Raw genomic sequence first — 16,595 nt, forward strand, 5'->3', positions numbered from 1 at the left:
TAAGTCATTTCGCACTTGCCAGCCTTTTTTTGTATAGCTAATTTAGATTGCTGATTAGGTCAGCCATCAACAACGGGTGTTGTAAGGTCATGGCAGGCCTGATATAACTGCTGCGCGGTCGCGTTGTGAAGGATTCAGGCGCGATATAAATTATAAAGAGAGGAAGAGAACAGTGAATAAATCTCAACTGATTGACAAAATTGCTGCTGGTGCTGATATTTCTAAAGCTGCAGCTGGACGTGCGTTAGATGCATTAATTGCTTCTGTTACTGAATCTCTGCAGGCTGGGGACGACGTTGCACTGGTAGGCTTCGGTACTTTTGCTGTTAAAGAGCGTGCTGCCCGTACTGGCCGCAACCCTCAGACCGGTAAAGAGATCACCATTGCTGCCGCTAAAGTGCCGGGTTTCCGTGCAGGTAAAGCGCTGAAAGACGCAGTAAACTGATTGCTTTCCCGTTTCAGGGAAGCCGGATAGTACAAGGGCGCATCGTTTGATGTGCCTTTTTTGTTTGTCCAGACCTGATTTGTGCGAGTTTATGCGAGTTGTGGGCTGACAATCGCCCCGTTTTCTTGTCACAATACGACTTTACGCGCGACGGGCAGGATTTTCCGTCAGCGTCAGGTAACCAGTCACCTACAGCGGAGTGTTGTTACACCATGATGGACAGCTTACGCACGGCTGCTAACAGTCTCGTGCTCAAGATTATTTTCGGTATCATTATCGTGTCGTTCATATTGACCGGCGTGAGCAGTTACCTTATTGGCGGTGGCGCGAACTATGCCGCAAAAGTGAATGGCCAGGAGATCAGCCGCGGTCAGTTCGAGAATGCTTTTGCCGGTGAACGTAACCGTATGCAGCAACAGCTGGGCGACCAATTCTCTGAACTGGCAGCGAACGAAGGGTACATGAAGACCCTGCGCCAACAGACTCTGAACCGTCTTATCGACGAAGCGCTGCTGGATCAGTATGCCAAAAAACTGGGCCTTGGCATCAGCGATGAGCAGGTGAAAAAAGCCATTTTCTCCACGCAAGCCTTCCAGTCTAACGGTAAATTCGACAACGCGCGTTATAACAGCATCGTCAACCAGATGGGCATGACGGCCGATCAGTACGCGCAGGCTCTGCGTAACCAACTGACCACTCAGCAGCTCATCAATGCCGTTGTCGGCACTGATTTCATGCTCAAAGGTGAAACGGATGAACTGGCCGCGCTGGTGGCACAGCAGCGCGTTGTACGCGAAGCGACTATTGATGTGAACGCCCTGGCGGCGAAACAGCAGGTGAGCGACGCTGACGTTAACGCTTACTACGAGCAGAACAAGAATTCCTTTGTTTCTCCAGAGCAGTTCCGTGTGAGCTACATCAAGCTGGATGCTGCCGCGCTGCAGGAAACCGCGTCTGATGCGGAAATCCAGTCTTACTACGACCAGCATCAGGATCAGTTCACTCAGCCGCAGCGTAACCGCTACAGCGTGATTCAGACGAAGACCGAGGCTGATGCCAAAGCGGTACTGGAAGAGCTGAATAAAGGCGCTGATTTCGCGACCGTTGCGAAAGCGAAATCCACCGACATTATCTCTGCGAAAAACGGCGGTGATATGGGATGGCTGGAAGACGCGACTACACCGGATGAGCTGAAAAATGCCGGTCTGAAAGATAAAGGTCAACTTTCTGGCGTCATCAAGTCTTCCGTTGGTTTCCTGGTCGTGCGTCTGGACGACATCACCGCGGCGAAAACCAAGCCTCTGGCTGAGGTTCGCGACGATATCGCGGCGAAAGTGAAACAGGAAAAAGCGCTGGATGCCTACTACGCGCTGCAGCAGAAGGTGAGCGATGCTGCCAGCAACGACAACGAATCTCTGGCGGGTGCCGAGCAGGCGGCTGGGGTGAAAGCGGTTGAGACGGGCTGGTTTGGTCGTGACAACCTGCCGGAAGAGCTGAACTTTAAACCGGTTTCCGATGCCATCTTCAATGGTGGTCTGGTGGGCGAGAACGGCACGCCGGGCAGTAACTCTGACATCATTACCGTCGACGGCGATCGAGCGTTTGTGTTGCGCGTCAGCGAGCACAAGCCAGAAGCGGTCAAACCGCTGGCGGACGTGAAGGATCAGGTCGTTGCCCAGGTTAAGCACAACAAAGCGGAACAGCAGGCGAAACTGGATGCTGAAAAGATTCTGTCTGATCTGAAAGCGGGTAAAGAAGACGCGCTGAAAGCGGCTGGCCTGAGCTTCGGTGAAGCGAAAACGCTGAGCCGTACCGGCCAGGACCCAATCAGCCAGGCCGCGTTTGGTCTGACTCTGCCTGCGAAGGACAAGCCAAGCTTCGGTACCACCACCGATGCGCAGGGTAACGTCGTTCTGCTGGCGCTGGATGAAGTGAAAGCCGGCACCCTGCCAGACGCGCAGAAGAAAGCGATGGTTCAGGGGATTACCCAGAACAATGCTCAGATTGCCTTCGAAGCCATGATGAGCAACCTGCGTAAAGAAGCCAAAATCAAGCTGGGTGATGTGATGACTCAGCAGCAGTAATTACGTGTCTGCTCGCAGATTTTCGTAACGCTCTGCAATAACTAAAGGCCGCTTTCGCGGCCTTTTCCATTTCTGCAATCTGCTGTTTGTGCCGGGTTTATCTGGCGGCTATCGTGACGTGGCTGTCAACAAACAAGGAGATAACAGCATGAAATGTGGAATCAAAGCACTGTTAATTACGCTGGCTATTGCCACCACCGGGATGAGCGCGGGCGCGCTGGCGGCGACGCCCGCCGCCAAACCACAGGCTACGCAGAGCAAGTCCGACACAGCCGCGCCGGTCCAGGGGCAAACCAAAGCGACTGACGCCGGTAAAAACGTGGATGATGACGGTACGCGGGTGAGTATCAATTCGGCCTCGGCGGAAGATCTGGCCCGCGTGATGAATGGCGTCGGCCTGAAAAAAGCGCAGGCCATCGTCAGCTACCGCGAAGAGTATGGTCCTTTCAAAACGGTCGACGATCTCAAACAGGTTCCGGGCATGGGGGGCGCACTGGTTGAGCGCAACCTCTCACACCTGACGCTGTAATTACGCAATTTCTTGCACTGCGGCAAAATTTTGCCAGGATAAAGAGGTCATACCAGTTATGACCTCTCATCCTACAATAACAGTAAAGGCAATTGCGCTATGCAGACAAAAATCAAAGTACGCGGTTTTCATCTCGACGTTTACCAGCATGTGAACAACGCTCGCTATCTTGAGTTTCTTGAAGAAGCGCGCTGGGACGGGCTGGAAAATAGCGAAAGTTTTCAGTGGCTGACCGCGCACAACATCGCGTTTGTGGTCGTCAATATCAATATCAACTACCGGCGTCCGGCCGTGCTGGGCGATGTGCTCACGGTGACCAGCCAGGTGCAGCAGATCAACGGCAAAAGCGGGGTGCTAAGCCAGGTGGTGACGCTCGATCCTGAAGGGCAGGTGGTGGCTGATGCGCTGATTACTTTTGTCTGTATCGATCTGAAAACGCAGAAAGCGCTGCCGCTGGAAGGGGAACTGCGGGAAAAGCTGGAGTTGATGATCGCGTAGGAATTTGTCTTTTATAAAAGACAAAAGGGTTTTTCAGGGATAGAATAATGGACAGGGACTACGTTGTTGAACGTTACCGGACCCGTGACGGAAAAGTGCCGTTTGAAGAGTGGGTAGCCAGAATGAATCGAAAGGATCCGGATATGGTTTTCCGGATCCTTATGCGGATTAACCGTGCGATAAAACGTAATTTTGGCGATTACAGGTATCTCAGGGAAGGTGTTTGGGAGATGCGAGTCGACAGTGGCCCCGGCTACAGAATCTATTTTTCAGTAGAGAATCGGCAGGTTTTATTGTTACTGATCGGTGGTGACAAAAAGAGCCAAAAAGCAGATATCCAACTGGCAGTAGATTACTGGAAAGATCATCAAACAAAAGGACATTCCAATGAGTGCCGCTGAACGAAAATATTCGAGCTCCGTTAACCACCATGATGCTGTTGTGAAAATGCTGCGAGAGAATCCTTCCTACGCTCAGCGTTATCTGCAAACGGCCCTGGAAGAGATCTATGAAGACCAGGGGATCCCTGCTTATCTCATTGCACTCCGTCAGGTCATCGAAGCGCGAGGCGGTATCGGAGAAATTTCTACCAAAGCAGGTCTGTCCCGCCAGCAGCTATACCGAACCTTATCAGACAACGGCAACCCAACGCTGACAACGCTGATGAAAGTCACCCGTGCTGCCGGTGTGAAACTGTTCGACAGCACGGTCAAATAGCCCTATTTAAGCCCGGTCTTTTTCTGCATCGCGGCCATCACGCCGACTTTATCGGCAAGATAGTGGTTCAGCCCGTTAGCGCGAAGATTACAGGCCGCGCACTGGCCGCAACCGTCGCCTTTGATACCGTTATAGCAGGTGAGCGTTTCGCTGCGAACGAGGTCCAGCTTGCCCCAGTAGTCCGCCAGCGCCCAGGTTTCTGCTTTATCCAGCCACATGAGCGGGGTTTCAAAGCGCGTCTCTTTCGCCATCCCCAGATTGACGGCGTGGTTTAACGCTTTCACGAACTCATCACGACAGTCCGGGTAGCCGGAGAAGTCGGTCTCGCACACGCCTGTGATCACCGCTTCGGCTTTTACCTGGTAGGCGTAGATCGCCGTCAGGGTCAGGAAGAGGATATTACGACCCGGCACGAAGGTATTCGGAATGCCGCTGGCATCAGGTTCGTAGTCCGGGACGGGAATACTGTCCCGGGTGAGGCTGCTTACGGCCAGTTCATTTAACAGCGTAACGTCCAGCACCTTGTGCGCGCGTGCGCCCAGTTTCAGGGCAAGTTCACGGGCAACGTCGATTTCAGCGCGATGACGCTGACCATAATCGAAAGTCACACAGTGAACTTCATCGTACTGATGAAGAGCCTGAACCAGGCAGGTAGTAGAGTCTTGTCCTCCGCTGAACACGACGACGGCACGTTTCATAAATCATCTCGACTGTTACGGTAAAAACGTTATGTTACCGTCAGACCACGACGGCGACCAGCTTCTTCACGATTTAGGGGCGGGCAGCCAGGCTTCGGTAAAGTCAAACCAGCCGCGGGTATTGAGGCGTATGCCGTTAACTCCCGGCGGGGCGCTGATCTGGTATTGATAATTGAACAGTGGGGTGATCACCGCCTTTTCCATGAGCCGGGAGAAAATGGCCCTGAGCCCGGCATGTCTGGCCTGCTCGTCGGCCTGGGTCTGTACGGCATCCAGGGTGGCCTGCAGATGAGCATATTGCGGTGCGCTAAGCACGTGTGGCCATAGGGCATCACAGCGCAGCCACTGTTCAAGCGTATATTCCGGCGCTTCGCCAATCAGCCTGTCACCCATCATGAGGTCCGCGTCCGCCAGTTGCTGGCATCCGTCCCAGGTTTTTGCGTCGTGAAAGATAACCGTTAGCTCGCAGCCCTGCTGCGCAAGATATTGTTTTAGCTGACGCGCCATCGTGTGTAACTCAACCGGTAAATGGTAAATCAGGGTTAACTTAGTCGGCAGAGAGACATGAGTTAAATCCGACCACTGAGGGATTGCCCATCCTGGCAGTAACTCCTCTGTTGGGGTAATCAGCCCTTCGTTGAGCGGAAGCGTGTGCAGAAGCGATGAGAGATGAATGATGTTAATGAGCCGTCGTGCCTGCATTTCACTCAGACGCGGGCTTTGCTTCAGGGTGAGATAACAAAAGCCCAGACTGGTGCTGTTCGTCACCAGGCGCAGACTCTCCAGCTCATCCGGCTCGCCAATGGCGATCTGCACCGGATGGCGACAGCTGGTACCCAGCCCATAGTCAAACAGCGACGGTGTGATCCAGTATTCGATAGCCTTAAGCAGCGGGTGGCTGAGATGGTACTGTTCGTGGCTTTCCAGACGAACCAGATCCGGCTCATACACGCTGAGTCTGAAGGGGCCGCAGCCCGTCAGGGGCTGTTCGGGATGTGCAAGCCGGCTACAGTAGGTGGCGAGGCGGTGTGCCAGCCAGTAATCCGGCTGGTGCAGTGTGAACGTCAGACACTGGGGATGGGTGACGTCAATGCGCAGGACGCTCTGGAACAGTTTACGCAGGGCGGGTAAGGCAAAAAGCGCATTCAGGCTTTGCTGAAGCTGTCCGGTTTCGACCTTATCGCCGTTATGCCAGTGCAGAGTGGAACGAATATAGAAATGCCAGCGCAAACCGTCCGTCGACACCTCCCAGTGATGAGCGAGATCGCCCGTGGGTTCACTGCTGTTGCCGTGAAATCGCGTCAGTCCGGAGAATACCTGTCCCGCAAGATGCTGCTCCGCCCGACCGGGTAAAAAACCCGGCTGAAGCGGATCCAGCGAGCGGTAATAGGGGATGCGCAGCGTTGGCGTATCGTTTTGCCACTGCCCGCCTAAAAAGGGATGCAGCAATGATCGCAATGCGTCGGGGGCGAGCTGGGCCAGCTCAAGCACGTTGTGCTGTTCTCCCCGCCTCAGCGCCTCCTCCATCATGGTATTGCGCAGAGATTCAGGCGCGACATGGAACGTCAGTTCACCCCGTTTACCGCGGCCAGACTGCGCTCGCCAGCTCAGCCAGCCCGCCTCCTGTGCCTGACGCAGCAGCGTTCGGACATGCCGCTCGCTGCAAAAACAGCGGGCGGCCAGCTCGCTGATGGTGACCTGTTGCGTTGCACCCTCGGAAGGCTGCCAGAGCCGGTGATACTGGTTAAGTCGATTGAGCTGGCGCATGCTAAACCCGGAACAATAATTATCATCTTTTCACTATTACTTCCGTATATCTCACACGATACTGTTGCACAAGTTAACCGCATCACATTTCGGGAGTAATCATGGCTCGGCTCGCTGCATTTGATATGGACGGTACGCTGTTAATGCCAGATCACCGTTTAGGGGAGAAAACCCTGAACACGCTGAAGCGTCTGCACGAGCGTAATGTCACCCTGACGTTTGCCACTGGCCGCCATGTGCTGGAGATGCGCCACCTGCTGGGCGCGTTTTCCCTCGACGCCTTTCTGATCACCGGCAACGGGACGCGAATTCATTCTGTAGAAGGTGATGTGCTGCACCGACAGGATCTCAACCCGGAAGTGGCTGACATCGTGCTGCACAGTACCTGGGACACGCAGGCCAGTATTCACGTGTTCAACGATCGGGGCTGGTTTACCGGAAGCGACATCCCGGAATTATTGCACGCGCATGTGTATAGCGGTTTTACATATCAGCTTATCGATCTGCGTCGGATCCCCGCCCATGCGGTGACCAAGATCTGCTTCTGCGGCGATCACGACGATCTCTGTCGCTTACGGATTCAACTGAATGAGGCGCTGGGTGACCGGGCACACCTGACCTTCTCGGCGGTGGATTGCCTGGAAGTGCTGCCGGTGGGCTGTAACAAAGGTTCCGCTCTGGCGGTGCTGAGCGACCACCTGGGATTAACGCTGCAGGAGTGTATGGCGTTCGGCGACGCCATGAACGACCGCGAAATGCTGGGTAGCGTAGGTCGCGGTCTGATCATGGGGAATGCGATGGCGCAGCTGAAAGCAGAACTTCCTCATCTGCCGGTTATTGGTCACTGCCGTAATGAAGCGGTGTCCCATTTTTTGACGCATTGGCTGGACAATAACAACCTCCCATATTCCCCCGAATAGTGAGACCCTTCCAGCAAGCCAGACTTCGGTCTGGCTTTTTTTTTATTTCAGCAGCTTCGCAATCTGCGCTTTCCAAGGGGCGATGTCACCGATGTTAGCCTGCACCCACTCCGCATTGTAGTAGGTATCAAGGTAACGCTCGCCGCTGTCGCACAGCAGCGTGACGATGGAACCGCTGCGACCCTCTTCGCGCATACGTGCGGCAAGCTGCAGCGCGCCCCACATATTGGTGCCCGTCGAGGCACCCACTTTGCGGCCCAGCTGCGTCTCCAGCCAGTGAGCGGTGGCCACGCTGGCGGCATCCGGCACGCGCATCATCTCGTCCACCACATCGGGGATGAAAGAGGGCTCGACGCGCGGACGACCAATCCCTTCAATTTTACTCCCCACCGGGCTGCGCAGGCCGGCATCGCGATTTTGCCAGTAGTCGAGGAACACGGAGTTCTGCGGGTCAACCACCATCAGCTGGGTATCGTAGCCCTGACAGCGGATGTAGCGTCCGATCGTGGCTGACGTGCCGCCGGTACCGGCGCTCATGACAATGTACGACGGAACCGGATGCGGTTCGTGGGTCATCTGGCGGAAGATACTGTCGGCAATGTTGTTATTCCCGCGCCAGTCCGTTGCGCGCTCGGCGAAGGTGAACTGGTCCATGTAGTGGCCGTTCAGCTCGCGGGCCAGCATTTCGGAGGCGGCGTAGATTTCGCAGGCGCTTTCCACAAAGTGGCAGCGACCGCCGTAAAATTCGATCTGCTCGATTTTGCGTTTTGCGGTGCATGACGGCATCACCGCGATAAACGGCAGGCCCAGCAGGCGGGCGAAATAGGCTTCGGATACCGCCGTTGAACCGGAAGAGGATTCAATAATGGTGGTACCCTCTTTAATCCAGCCGTTACATAAACCGTATAAAAACAGCGAGCGCGCCAGGCGATGCTTCAGGCTGCCGGTAGGATGGGTGCTTTCATCTTTCAGATAGAGCTGAATGCCGTCAAATCCCGGCAGGGAAAGGCGAATCAGGTGCGTATCCGCCGAGCGCTGATAGTCGGCATTGATTTCGCTGATCGCATGTTTAACCCAGGTGCTATTCATCATCGTTATCCGTTTGTCATTTTGTGCCTAGCATAGCGAAAAGCACAGAAAAAATTGTTGCTATCTGGCCTTTAAAATAGAATGAAGGGAGAAAAATTTTCTCTGTGAGGTGGGTATGCTAGATAAAATTGACCGCAAGCTCCTTTCATTGCTGCAAAGTGACTGTACCCTCTCTTTGCAGGCGCTGGCAGATGCCGTTAATCTGACCACCACCCCGTGCTGGAAGCGTCTTAAGAAGCTGGAAGATGATGGCATTCTTCTGGGGCGCGTCGCGCTGTTAGATCCCGAAAAGCTGGGGCTTGGGTTGACGGCATTTGTGCTGATAAAAACCCAGCATCACAGCAGCGAGTGGTATTGTCGCTTCGTCACCCAGGTGTCTGAGATGCCCGAAGTGCTCGGTTTCTGGCGCATGGCCGGCGAGTACGATTACCTGATGCGCGTCCAGGTGGCCGACATGAAGCGCTATGATGACTTCTACAAGCGGCTGGTGAACAGCGTGCCGGGGTTATCGGACGTCACCTCAAGTTTCGCCATGGAACAGATTAAATACACCACAGCATTACCTATTGAATAACTTCGTAAAATACCTTCAGGAACAAACCGCGTGCGATTATTTGCCCAATTAAGCTGGTACTTTCGTCGGGAGTGGCAACGCTACCTCGGTGCAGTCGCCCTGCTTATTATCATTGCCATCCTGCAGCTGATCCCGCCGAAAGTGGTGGGCTACGTCGTGGATGGCGTCACCGAACAGCATTACACCACCGCACGGGTGTTGATGTGGGTTGGCACGCTGGTGCTGACGGCGGTCATTGTTTATCTGCTGCGCTACGTCTGGCGCGTGCTGCTGTTTGGTGCGTCCTATCAGCTGGCCGTTGAGCTGCGCGAAGATTTTTATCACCAGCTGAGCCGACAGCATCCCGAATTCTATCTGCGCCACCGCACCGGGGATCTTATCGCGCGCGCCACTAACGACGTCGACCGCGTGGTCTTTGCCGCCGGGGAAGGGGTGCTGACGCTGGTGGACTCGTTGGTGATGGGCTGCGCGGTGCTGATCGTGATGTCCACGCAGATCAGCTGGCAGTTGACCCTGCTCGCTCTTCTGCCGATGCCGATCATGGCGCTGGCGATCAATCGCTATGGTGAACAGCTGCACGAGCGCTTTAAGCTGGCGCAGGCGGCGTTTTCGTCTCTGAACGATCGCACCCAGGAGAGCATGACCAGCATTCGCATGATCAAAGCGTTTGGCCTGGAAGACCGGCAATCTGCGCTGTTTGCGGCCGATGCGGCGGACACGGGAGCGAAAAACATGCGCGTTGCGCGTATTGACGCCCGCTTCGACCCGACGATCTATATCGCGATTGGCATGGCTAACCTTTTGGCGATTGGCGGCGGCAGCTGGATGGTGGTGCAGGGCACGTTGACCCTGGGGCAATTAACCAGCTTTGCGATGTATCTGGGGCTCATGATCTGGCCGATGCTGGCGCTGGCCTGGATGTTTAACATCGTGGAGCGCGGCAGCGCCGCCTATAGCCGCATTCGCGCCATGCTGGCCGAAGCGCCTGTGGTCGTTGACGGCAGCGACGCGGTACCGGAAGGGCGCGGCGTCATGACCGTCGACGTCCGGCAGTTTATCTATCCGCATACGGAGAATCCGGTACTGGAGAACGTCAGCTTTACCCTACAGCCGGGCCAGATGCTGGGCATCTGCGGCCCGACGGGATCCGGCAAAAGTACCGTGCTGTCGCTGCTCCAGCGCCACTTTGACGTCACCGAGGGTGATATCCGCTTCCACGATATTCCCCTGACCAGGCTACTGCTGGATGAGTGGCGTGGTCGCCTGGCGGTCGTCAGCCAGACGCCGTTTTTATTTTCGGACACCGTGGCGAACAACATTGCCCTTGGACGTCCGTCGGCGACGCAGGAAGAGATTGAACATGTGGCGCGTTTGGCCAGTGTGCATGAGGATATTTTGCGTCTGCCGCAGGGCTACGAAACGGAAGTCGGGGAACGCGGCGTCATGCTGTCCGGCGGGCAAAAACAGCGTATCTCCATTGCCCGCGCGCTGCTGCTGAATGCGGAAATCCTGATCCTGGACGATGCGCTCTCCGCCGTGGATGGCCGTACCGAGCACGAAATCCTGCATAACCTGCGCCAGTGGGGCGACGGACGCACGGTGATTATCAGCGCCCACCGTTTGTCAGCGCTCACCGAAGCCAGCGAAATTCTGGTCTTACAACACGGGCACATTGCCCAGCGCGGGCAGCATGAAACGCTGGCCGAGCAGCCGGGCTGGTATCGCGATATGTACCGCTATCAACAGCTTGAAGCGGCGCTGGACGATGCGCCGGAGCAGGATGAGGAGGCCGCCAATGCGTAAGCTCGGAACAATGTGGCCGACGCTTAAACGTCTGCTGGCCTACGGCTCACCGTGGCGTAAACCGCTCTCGGTGGCCGTGCTTTTGCTCTGGATTGCGGCAATTGCCGAGGTGAGCGGTCCGCTGCTCATCAGCTATTTTATCGACAACATGGTCGCCAAAAGCTATCTACCGCTGGGTCTGGTGGCGGGTTTAGGCGTGGCCTACGTCGGCTTACAGCTGACGGCGGCAGGATTGCACTATGCTCAGTCGCTGCTGTTTAACCGGGCCGCCGTGGGCGTCGTTCAGCAGCTGCGTACCGATGTCATGGACGCGGCGCTTCGCCAGCCGCTCAGCGAGTTTGATATCCAGCCGGTCGGGCAGGTGATTTCGCGCGTGACCAACGATACCGAGGTGATCCGCGATCTGTACGTCACCGTGGTCGCGACGGTATTACGCAGCGCGGCGCTGATTGGCGCGATGCTGGTGGCGATGTTCAGCCTCGACTGGCGCATGGCGCTGGTGGCGATCACCATCTTCCCGGCGGTGCTGATTGTTATGGTGATTTACCAGCGCTACAGCACGCCGATTGTGCGTCGGGTGCGCGCTTACCTGGCCGACATCAATGATGGCTTCAACGAAGTGATCAACGGCATGAGCGTCATCCAGCAGTTCCGCCAGCAGGCGCGCTTTGGCGAACGCATGGGCGAAGCCAGCCGTTCGCACTATATGGCGCGTATGCAGACGCTGCGCCTGGACGGTTTCCTGCTGCGACCGCTGCTGAGCCTGTTCTCGGCGCTGGTGCTGTGTGGGCTGCTGATGCTCTTTGGCCTGAGCTCAAACGGTACGATTGAGGTGGGCGTGCTGTACGCTTTTATTAGCTATCTGGGACGCCTCAACGAGCCGCTGATCGAGCTCACTACGCAGCAATCGATGCTGCAACAGGCGGTCGTCGCCGGTGAGCGCGTCTTTGAGCTGATGGACAGGCCGCGTCAGGCCTACGGCAATGATGAGCGACCTCTGCAAAGCGGGGCAATCGCCTTTGATAACGTCTCGTTTGCCTATCGTGAAGACCGTCTGGTGTTGCAGGACATCACGCTTGACGTTCCGTCGCGCGGTTTCGTCGCGCTGGTGGGTCATACCGGCAGCGGTAAAAGCACGCTCGCCAGCCTGTTGATGGGCTACTACCCGGTCACGCAAGGCGAAATCCGCCTCGACGGGCGCCCGCTCGCGTCTCTTAGCCACACGGTGTTACGCAAAGGCGTTGCGATGGTGCAGCAGGATCCGGTCGTACTGGCCGATACCTTCTTTGCCAACGTAACCCTGGGGCGGGACTATTCAGAGGCACAGGTTTGGGCGGTACTGGAAACGGTGCAGCTGGCAGAGCTGGCGCGCGGGTTCAGCGACGGGATCAACACGAAGCTGGGCGAGCAGGGCAACAATCTCTCCGTGGGGCAAAAACAGCTCCTGGCGCTGGCGCGCGTCCTGATTGAAACGCCGCAGGTGCTGATTCTTGACGAAGCCACGGCCAGCATAGATTCCGGTACCGAGCAGGCGATTCAGCAGGCGCTGGCCGCCGTACGCGACCATACGACGCTGGTGGTGATTGCCCACCGCCTTTCCACCGTCGTCGATGCGGATACCATTCTGGTGCTGCATCGCGGACAGGCCGTTGAACGCGGTACGCACCGCGAGCTGCTGGAAGCAAAAGGGCGCTACTGGCAGATGTACCAGCTGCAGCTGGCGGGCGAAGAGCTGGCCGCCAGCGTGCGTGATGAAGAGTCGCTTAGCGCCTGATGCACTAAAATGAGGCGGCGCGCTAACAGTCATTCCTGTTGGTGCAAAACTGAAACGCACCCTGCACCGGCATGGTGCGTTTTTTTTCACCCGGGCGTTTAACAGAACCGTGTAACGCTCATCACACCGTTGTTCCCCTTCGTTTTCATTTCTGGCACACCCCTTGCAATACCTTCTGCGTAAGCTGCGGCCATTACCGAATTCTGACTGGAGGGGATCTATGAAGCTGGTTACGGTTGTAATCAAACCATTCAAACTCGAAGACGTGCGCGAAGCATTGTCTTCAATGGGTATTCAGGGACTGACTGTCACCGAAGTGAAAGGCTTTGGTCGTCAGAAGGGTCATGCCGAGCTTTATCGCGGGGCGGAATACAGCGTTAACTTTCTGCCAAAAGTAAAAATTGATGTCGCGATTGCTGACGATCAGCTTGATGAAGTCATTGATGTCATTAGCAAAGCGGCCTACACCGGCAAAATTGGCGACGGCAAAATTTTCGTTGCCGAACTGCAGCGCGTCATTCGCATTCGTACCGGCGAATCTGACGAAGCGGCTCTGTAATTAACGCCTGGCACACAGTGATAGGGATCGAGAAAATGAAGATAGCAACACTTAAAACGGGTCTGGGTTCGCTGGCACTGCTGCCGGGCCTGGCGCTGGCTGCTACCCCTGCGGTGGTCGACAAAGCCGATAACGCCTTTATGATGATCAGCACCGCGCTGGTGCTGTTCATGTCCATTCCGGGCATTGCGCTGTTCTACGGCGGCCTGATCCGTGGCAAAAACGTTCTCTCCATGCTGACGCAGGTTGCCGTGACGTTCGCACTGGTCTGCGTGCTGTGGGTGGTTTACGGTTACTCGCTGGCGTTCGGCACGGGCAACGCGTTCTTTGGTAACTTCGACTGGGTGATGCTGAAAAATATTGAGCTGACCGCGCTGATGGGCAGCTTCTATCAGTATATTCACGTGGCGTTCCAGGGCTCCTTCGCCTGTATTACCGTCGGGCTGATTGTGGGCGCGCTGGCCGAGCGTATTCGTTTCTCTGCCGTTCTGATCTTCGTGGTGGTCTGGCTGACGCTCTCCTATGTGCCGATTGCGCACATGGTCTGGGGTGGCGGTCTGCTGGCAACGCACGGTGCGCTGGACTTCGCGGGCGGTACCGTTGTTCACATCAACGCCGCGGTAGCGGGTCTGGTGGGTGCCTACCTGATTGGCAAACGCGTGGGCTTCGGTAAAGAAGCGTTTAAACCGCACAACCTGCCGATGGTCTTTACCGGTACGGCTATCCTCTACTTTGGCTGGTTTGGCTTCAACGCCGGCTCAGCGAGTGCAGCAAACGAAATCGCCGCGCTGGCCTTCGTGAACACCGTTGTGGCCACGGCGGGTGCAATCCTCTCCTGGGTATTTGGCGAGTGGGCGGTACGCGGTAAACCTTCTCTGCTGGGCGCCTGTTCGGGTGCCATCGCCGGTCTGGTTGGCATCACCCCAGCATGTGGTTATGTCGGTGTGGGCGGTGCGCTGCTGGTCGGCCTGGTGTCCGGTCTGGCGGGTCTGTGGGGCGTGACTGCACTGAAACGTCTGCTGCGCGTTGACGACCCATGCGATGTGTTTGGCGTGCACGGCGTGTGCGGTATCGTCGGCTGTATCATGACCGGTATCTTCACGGCGAAATCGCTGGGTGGTGTGGGCTACGCTGAAGGCGTCACTATGGTTCATCAGGTACTGGTGCAGCTGGAAAGTATTGCTATCACCGTGGTGTGGTCTGCCGTTGTCGCTTTCATTGGCTACAAACTGGCGGACATGACCGTCGGTCTGCGTGTCCCTGAAGAGCAGGAACGCGAAGGTCTGGACGTCAACAGCCACGGCGAGAATGCGTATAACGCGTAATAAACAGCAAAACGGCAACCTGAGGTTGCCGTTTTTAGTGTTTGTTCCCTCTCCCCGTGGGAGAGGGCCAGGGTGAGGGCATCAGGCCGCACAAGGTAAAAGCAAAACGGCAACCTCAGGTTGCCGTTTTTAGTGTGTATTCCCTCTCCCCGTGGGAGAGGGTCAGGGTGAGGGCATCAGGCCGCACATAATCATCCGCGATTACGCATTACCCCTTCCTGCACCGTTGAAGCGACCAGCACGCCGTCCTGGGTATAAAACTCCCCACGCACAAACCCGCGAGCGCTCGACGCCGACGTACTCTCCACGCTGTAGAGCAGCCACTCATTCATGTTGAAGGGACGGTGGAACCACATCGAGTGATCGATCGTCGCGACCTGCATCCCTTTTTCGAGGAAGCCGACGCCGTGCGGCTGCAGCGCCACCGGCAGGAAGTTGAAATCAGACGCGTAGCCCAGCAGATACTGATGCACTCGGAAATCTTCCGGCACGGTGCCGTTAGCCCGGATCCACACCTGGCGCTTTGGCTCGGCGGTGTGGCCCTTCATCGGGTTATGGAACTCAACCGGGCGGATCTCCAGCGGTTTATCGCAGAGAAACTTTTCTTTGACCTGAGGCGGAAGCAGATGCGCCAGCGCACGAGCGATATCCGTCTCCGATTTGAGATCGTCCGGCGAGGGGGCAGGGGGCATGACTTTCTGATGCTCATAACCCGGCTCTGGCGCCTGGAAAGAGGCGGTCATGTAAAAGATCGGCTTACCGTTCTGAATGGCCGCGACGCGGCGCGCGCTGAAGCTGTTGCCGTCTCGCAGAACTTCAACGTCATACACGATGGGTTTCGCGCTATCGCCAGGGCGTAAGAAGTAGCTGTGGAACGAATGCACCAGACGGTCTGCCGGGACAGTCTCCTTTGCTGCGTACAGAGCTTGTCCGACGACTTGCCCCCCGAAGACCTGGCGTAAACCTAAATCTTCGCTCTGTCCGCGAAAGAGTCCTTCCTCAATTTTTTCCAGGTTCAGTAATGTCAGCAGATTGTTCAGTGCCTGACTCATAGTTGTCCTCAATAAACGCCGTAGCGAAAGATAGGCTGAGTATAACGCAGAAATGAAAGTGGTCCGATGGGTAGAATAATCTGAATATCAGGATGATTTCAGGCATTAATCAGTGAGTTGTGCCACACTTAACTACGTTATGTGATTGAAACGACATCGGATGGGATCGATCCCGCTGGTGCATTGATAAGGAGACTTCAATGAAACTCGTGCCCATGCTAAGTGGTGTAGCTATTGCGGTGGCGTTGTCCGCCTGTGCCGGTAAGAGCGCCCAGGTGCCAGTGCCAGCAGCAGACCCGAACGGGATTAATACCCTTTCGCAGCAATCCATTCAGCAGCCTAACGTTTCCGGTACCATCTGGATTAAACAGAGAGTTGCGCTGCCGCCGGATGCGGTATTAACCGTGACGCTGTCTGATGCTTCCCTGGCCGACGCACCGTCGAAAGTCGTGGCTCAGCGTGCCGTTCGTACTGAAGGCAAGCAGGCGCCGTTTAGCTTCGTGTTGCCGTATAACCCGTCGGACGTGCAGCCTAACGCCCGTATCCTGCTGAGCGCAGCGGTAACCATCAACGGTAAGCTGGTCTTCATTACCGATACGGTCCAGGAAGCGATCAACAACGGTGGGACAAAAATCGACCTGAACCTGGTGCCGGTGCAACAGACCGAAGTGCCGGTCGCGCCGCAGACCAATCAGCCGTCCCTGCCAACCCCACCGACTCAGATGTAATATCTGCATTGCCCCTCTCCTCCGGGAGAGGGG

17 protein-coding genes are annotated in these 16,595 nt (G+C 56.2%); 13 read left to right on the top strand and 4 right to left on the bottom strand.

The window, feature by feature from the left end; genetic code table 11:
• Positions 1-172 precede the first annotated feature (172 nt).
• The 6 genes from hupB (at position 173) to AC0TOY_RS08825 (ending at position 4,273) form a co-directional block, all read left to right on the top strand.
• Positions 173-445, top strand: coding sequence for a nucleoid-associated protein HU-beta (gene hupB, locus AC0TOY_RS08800; protein WP_002444653.1), 273 nt, complete (start codon positions 173-175; stop codon positions 443-445).
• Positions 446-657: 212 nt separating this feature from the next.
• Positions 658-2,529, top strand: coding sequence for a peptidylprolyl isomerase (gene ppiD / locus AC0TOY_RS08805; RefSeq protein WP_024906820.1), 1,872 nt, complete (start codon positions 658-660; stop codon positions 2,527-2,529).
• A 148-nt stretch (positions 2,530-2,677) separates the two neighbouring features.
• Positions 2,678-3,058 (top strand): helix-hairpin-helix domain-containing protein, encoded by a 381-nt coding sequence (locus AC0TOY_RS08810; protein ID WP_157188690.1) that lies wholly within the window; start codon positions 2,678-2,680, stop codon positions 3,056-3,058.
• 99 nt (positions 3,059-3,157) lie between these two features.
• Complete coding sequence (locus AC0TOY_RS08815; RefSeq protein ID WP_024906822.1) at positions 3,158-3,556, top strand: YbgC/FadM family acyl-CoA thioesterase; 399 nt, start codon at positions 3,158-3,160, stop codon at positions 3,554-3,556.
• 47 nt (positions 3,557-3,603) lie between these two features.
• On the top strand, positions 3,604-3,957 hold the full coding sequence (locus AC0TOY_RS08820; RefSeq protein ID WP_024906823.1) for a type II toxin-antitoxin system RelE/ParE family toxin: 354 nt from the start codon (positions 3,604-3,606) through the stop codon (positions 3,955-3,957).
• Positions 3,944-4,273, top strand: coding sequence for an addiction module antidote protein (locus tag AC0TOY_RS08825; RefSeq protein ID WP_024906824.1), 330 nt, complete (start codon positions 3,944-3,946; stop codon positions 4,271-4,273). The genes AC0TOY_RS08820 and AC0TOY_RS08825 overlap by 14 nt, the downstream gene beginning before the upstream one ends.
• Before the next feature lie 2 nt (positions 4,274-4,275).
• On the opposite strand, the gene queC is transcribed toward AC0TOY_RS08825, so the two are convergent.
• Entirely contained in the window at positions 4,276-4,971 is a 696-nt protein-coding gene (gene queC / locus AC0TOY_RS08830) for a 7-cyano-7-deazaguanine synthase QueC (protein WP_032646166.1), read from the bottom strand.
• A gap of 66 nt (positions 4,972-5,037) precedes the next feature.
• On the bottom strand, positions 5,038-6,738 hold the full coding sequence (locus tag AC0TOY_RS08835; protein ID WP_473721725.1) for an SgrR family transcriptional regulator: 1,701 nt from the start codon (positions 6,736-6,738) through the stop codon (positions 5,038-5,040).
• Positions 6,739-6,839: 101 nt separating this feature from the next.
• Here AC0TOY_RS08835 and cof point away from each other — a divergent pair, with 101 nt between their 5' ends.
• A complete protein-coding gene (gene cof, locus AC0TOY_RS08840; RefSeq protein ID WP_045909771.1) occupies positions 6,840-7,658 on the top strand; it encodes an HMP-PP phosphatase in 819 nt (272 codons plus the stop codon).
• Between the two features lie 42 nt (positions 7,659-7,700).
• On the opposite strand, the gene AC0TOY_RS08845 is transcribed toward cof, so the two are convergent.
• Positions 7,701-8,750 (bottom strand): PLP-dependent cysteine synthase family protein, encoded by a 1,050-nt coding sequence (locus tag AC0TOY_RS08845; protein WP_473721726.1) that lies wholly within the window; start codon positions 8,748-8,750, stop codon positions 7,701-7,703.
• Positions 8,751-8,862: 112 nt separating this feature from the next.
• On the opposite strand from AC0TOY_RS08845, the gene AC0TOY_RS08850 reads away from it, so the two are divergent.
• The 5 genes from AC0TOY_RS08850 (at position 8,863) to amtB (ending at position 14,782) form a co-directional block, all read left to right on the top strand.
• Positions 8,863-9,321, top strand: a complete 459-nt coding sequence (locus AC0TOY_RS08850; RefSeq protein WP_008503307.1) for an Lrp/AsnC family transcriptional regulator — start codon at positions 8,863-8,865, stop codon at positions 9,319-9,321.
• A 30-nt stretch (positions 9,322-9,351) separates the two neighbouring features.
• Positions 9,352-11,124, top strand: coding sequence for a SmdA family multidrug ABC transporter permease/ATP-binding protein (locus tag AC0TOY_RS08855; protein ID WP_473721727.1), 1,773 nt, complete (start codon positions 9,352-9,354; stop codon positions 11,122-11,124).
• The gene (locus tag AC0TOY_RS08860; protein WP_473721728.1) at positions 11,117-12,898 is read left to right on the top strand and encodes a SmdB family multidrug efflux ABC transporter permease/ATP-binding protein; all 1,782 of its coding nucleotides are present in this window, start codon (positions 11,117-11,119) and stop codon (positions 12,896-12,898) included. The genes AC0TOY_RS08855 and AC0TOY_RS08860 overlap by 8 nt, the downstream gene beginning before the upstream one ends.
• Before the next feature lie 220 nt (positions 12,899-13,118).
• The gene (gene glnK / locus AC0TOY_RS08865; RefSeq protein WP_008503304.1) at positions 13,119-13,457 is read left to right on the top strand and encodes a P-II family nitrogen regulator; all 339 of its coding nucleotides are present in this window, start codon (positions 13,119-13,121) and stop codon (positions 13,455-13,457) included.
• 35 nt (positions 13,458-13,492) lie between these two features.
• Positions 13,493-14,782: an ammonium transporter AmtB gene (gene amtB / locus AC0TOY_RS08870; RefSeq protein WP_473721729.1), complete on the top strand. Its 1,290-nt coding sequence runs from the start codon at positions 13,493-13,495 to the stop codon at positions 14,780-14,782.
• A gap of 191 nt (positions 14,783-14,973) precedes the next feature.
• Here amtB and tesB read toward each other — a convergent pair whose 3' ends face one another.
• Positions 14,974-15,834 (bottom strand): acyl-CoA thioesterase II, encoded by an 861-nt coding sequence (gene tesB, locus AC0TOY_RS08875; protein ID WP_023293157.1) that lies wholly within the window; start codon positions 15,832-15,834, stop codon positions 14,974-14,976.
• A gap of 200 nt (positions 15,835-16,034) precedes the next feature.
• Between tesB and AC0TOY_RS08880 the strand changes: the two genes are divergently transcribed.
• Entirely contained in the window at positions 16,035-16,562 is a 528-nt protein-coding gene (locus tag AC0TOY_RS08880; RefSeq protein ID WP_024906833.1) for a YbaY family lipoprotein, read from the top strand.
• Positions 16,563-16,595 lie beyond the last annotated feature (33 nt).

The sequence above is a fragment of the Enterobacter sp. PL_is379 genome, from assembly GCF_055817355.1.

What these genes read in the sequence shown, in the direction of transcription:
- ppiD (WP_024906820.1), top strand. Translation starts at nt 658, where the DNA reads ATGATGGACAGCTTACGCACGGCTGCTAACAGTCTCGTGCTCAAGATT.
- AC0TOY_RS08810 (WP_157188690.1), top strand. Translation starts at nt 2,678, where the DNA reads ATGAAATGTGGAATCAAAGCACTGTTAATTACGCTGGCTATTGCCACC.
- AC0TOY_RS08850 (WP_008503307.1), top strand. Translation starts at nt 8,863, where the DNA reads ATGCTAGATAAAATTGACCGCAAGCTCCTTTCATTGCTGCAAAGTGAC.
- AC0TOY_RS08880 (WP_024906833.1), top strand. Translation starts at nt 16,035, where the DNA reads ATGAAACTCGTGCCCATGCTAAGTGGTGTAGCTATTGCGGTGGCGTTG.
- AC0TOY_RS08820 (WP_024906823.1), top strand. Translation starts at nt 3,604, where the DNA reads ATGGACAGGGACTACGTTGTTGAACGTTACCGGACCCGTGACGGAAAA.
- AC0TOY_RS08860 (WP_473721728.1), top strand. Translation starts at nt 11,117, where the DNA reads ATGCGTAAGCTCGGAACAATGTGGCCGACGCTTAAACGTCTGCTGGCC.
- AC0TOY_RS08835 (WP_473721725.1), bottom strand. Translation starts at nt 6,738, where the DNA reads ATGCGCCAGCTCAATCGACTTAACCAGTATCACCGGCTCTGGCAGCCT.
- queC (WP_032646166.1), bottom strand. Translation starts at nt 4,971, where the DNA reads ATGAAACGTGCCGTCGTCGTGTTCAGCGGAGGACAAGACTCTACTACC.
- tesB (WP_023293157.1), bottom strand. Translation starts at nt 15,834, where the DNA reads ATGAGTCAGGCACTGAACAATCTGCTGACATTACTGAACCTGGAAAAA.
- AC0TOY_RS08815 (WP_024906822.1), top strand. Translation starts at nt 3,158, where the DNA reads ATGCAGACAAAAATCAAAGTACGCGGTTTTCATCTCGACGTTTACCAG.
- AC0TOY_RS08845 (WP_473721726.1), bottom strand. Translation starts at nt 8,750, where the DNA reads ATGATGAATAGCACCTGGGTTAAACATGCGATCAGCGAAATCAATGCC.
- amtB (WP_473721729.1), top strand. Translation starts at nt 13,493, where the DNA reads ATGAAGATAGCAACACTTAAAACGGGTCTGGGTTCGCTGGCACTGCTG.
- cof (WP_045909771.1), top strand. Translation starts at nt 6,840, where the DNA reads ATGGCTCGGCTCGCTGCATTTGATATGGACGGTACGCTGTTAATGCCA.
- glnK (WP_008503304.1), top strand. Translation starts at nt 13,119, where the DNA reads ATGAAGCTGGTTACGGTTGTAATCAAACCATTCAAACTCGAAGACGTG.
- AC0TOY_RS08825 (WP_024906824.1), top strand. Translation starts at nt 3,944, where the DNA reads ATGAGTGCCGCTGAACGAAAATATTCGAGCTCCGTTAACCACCATGAT.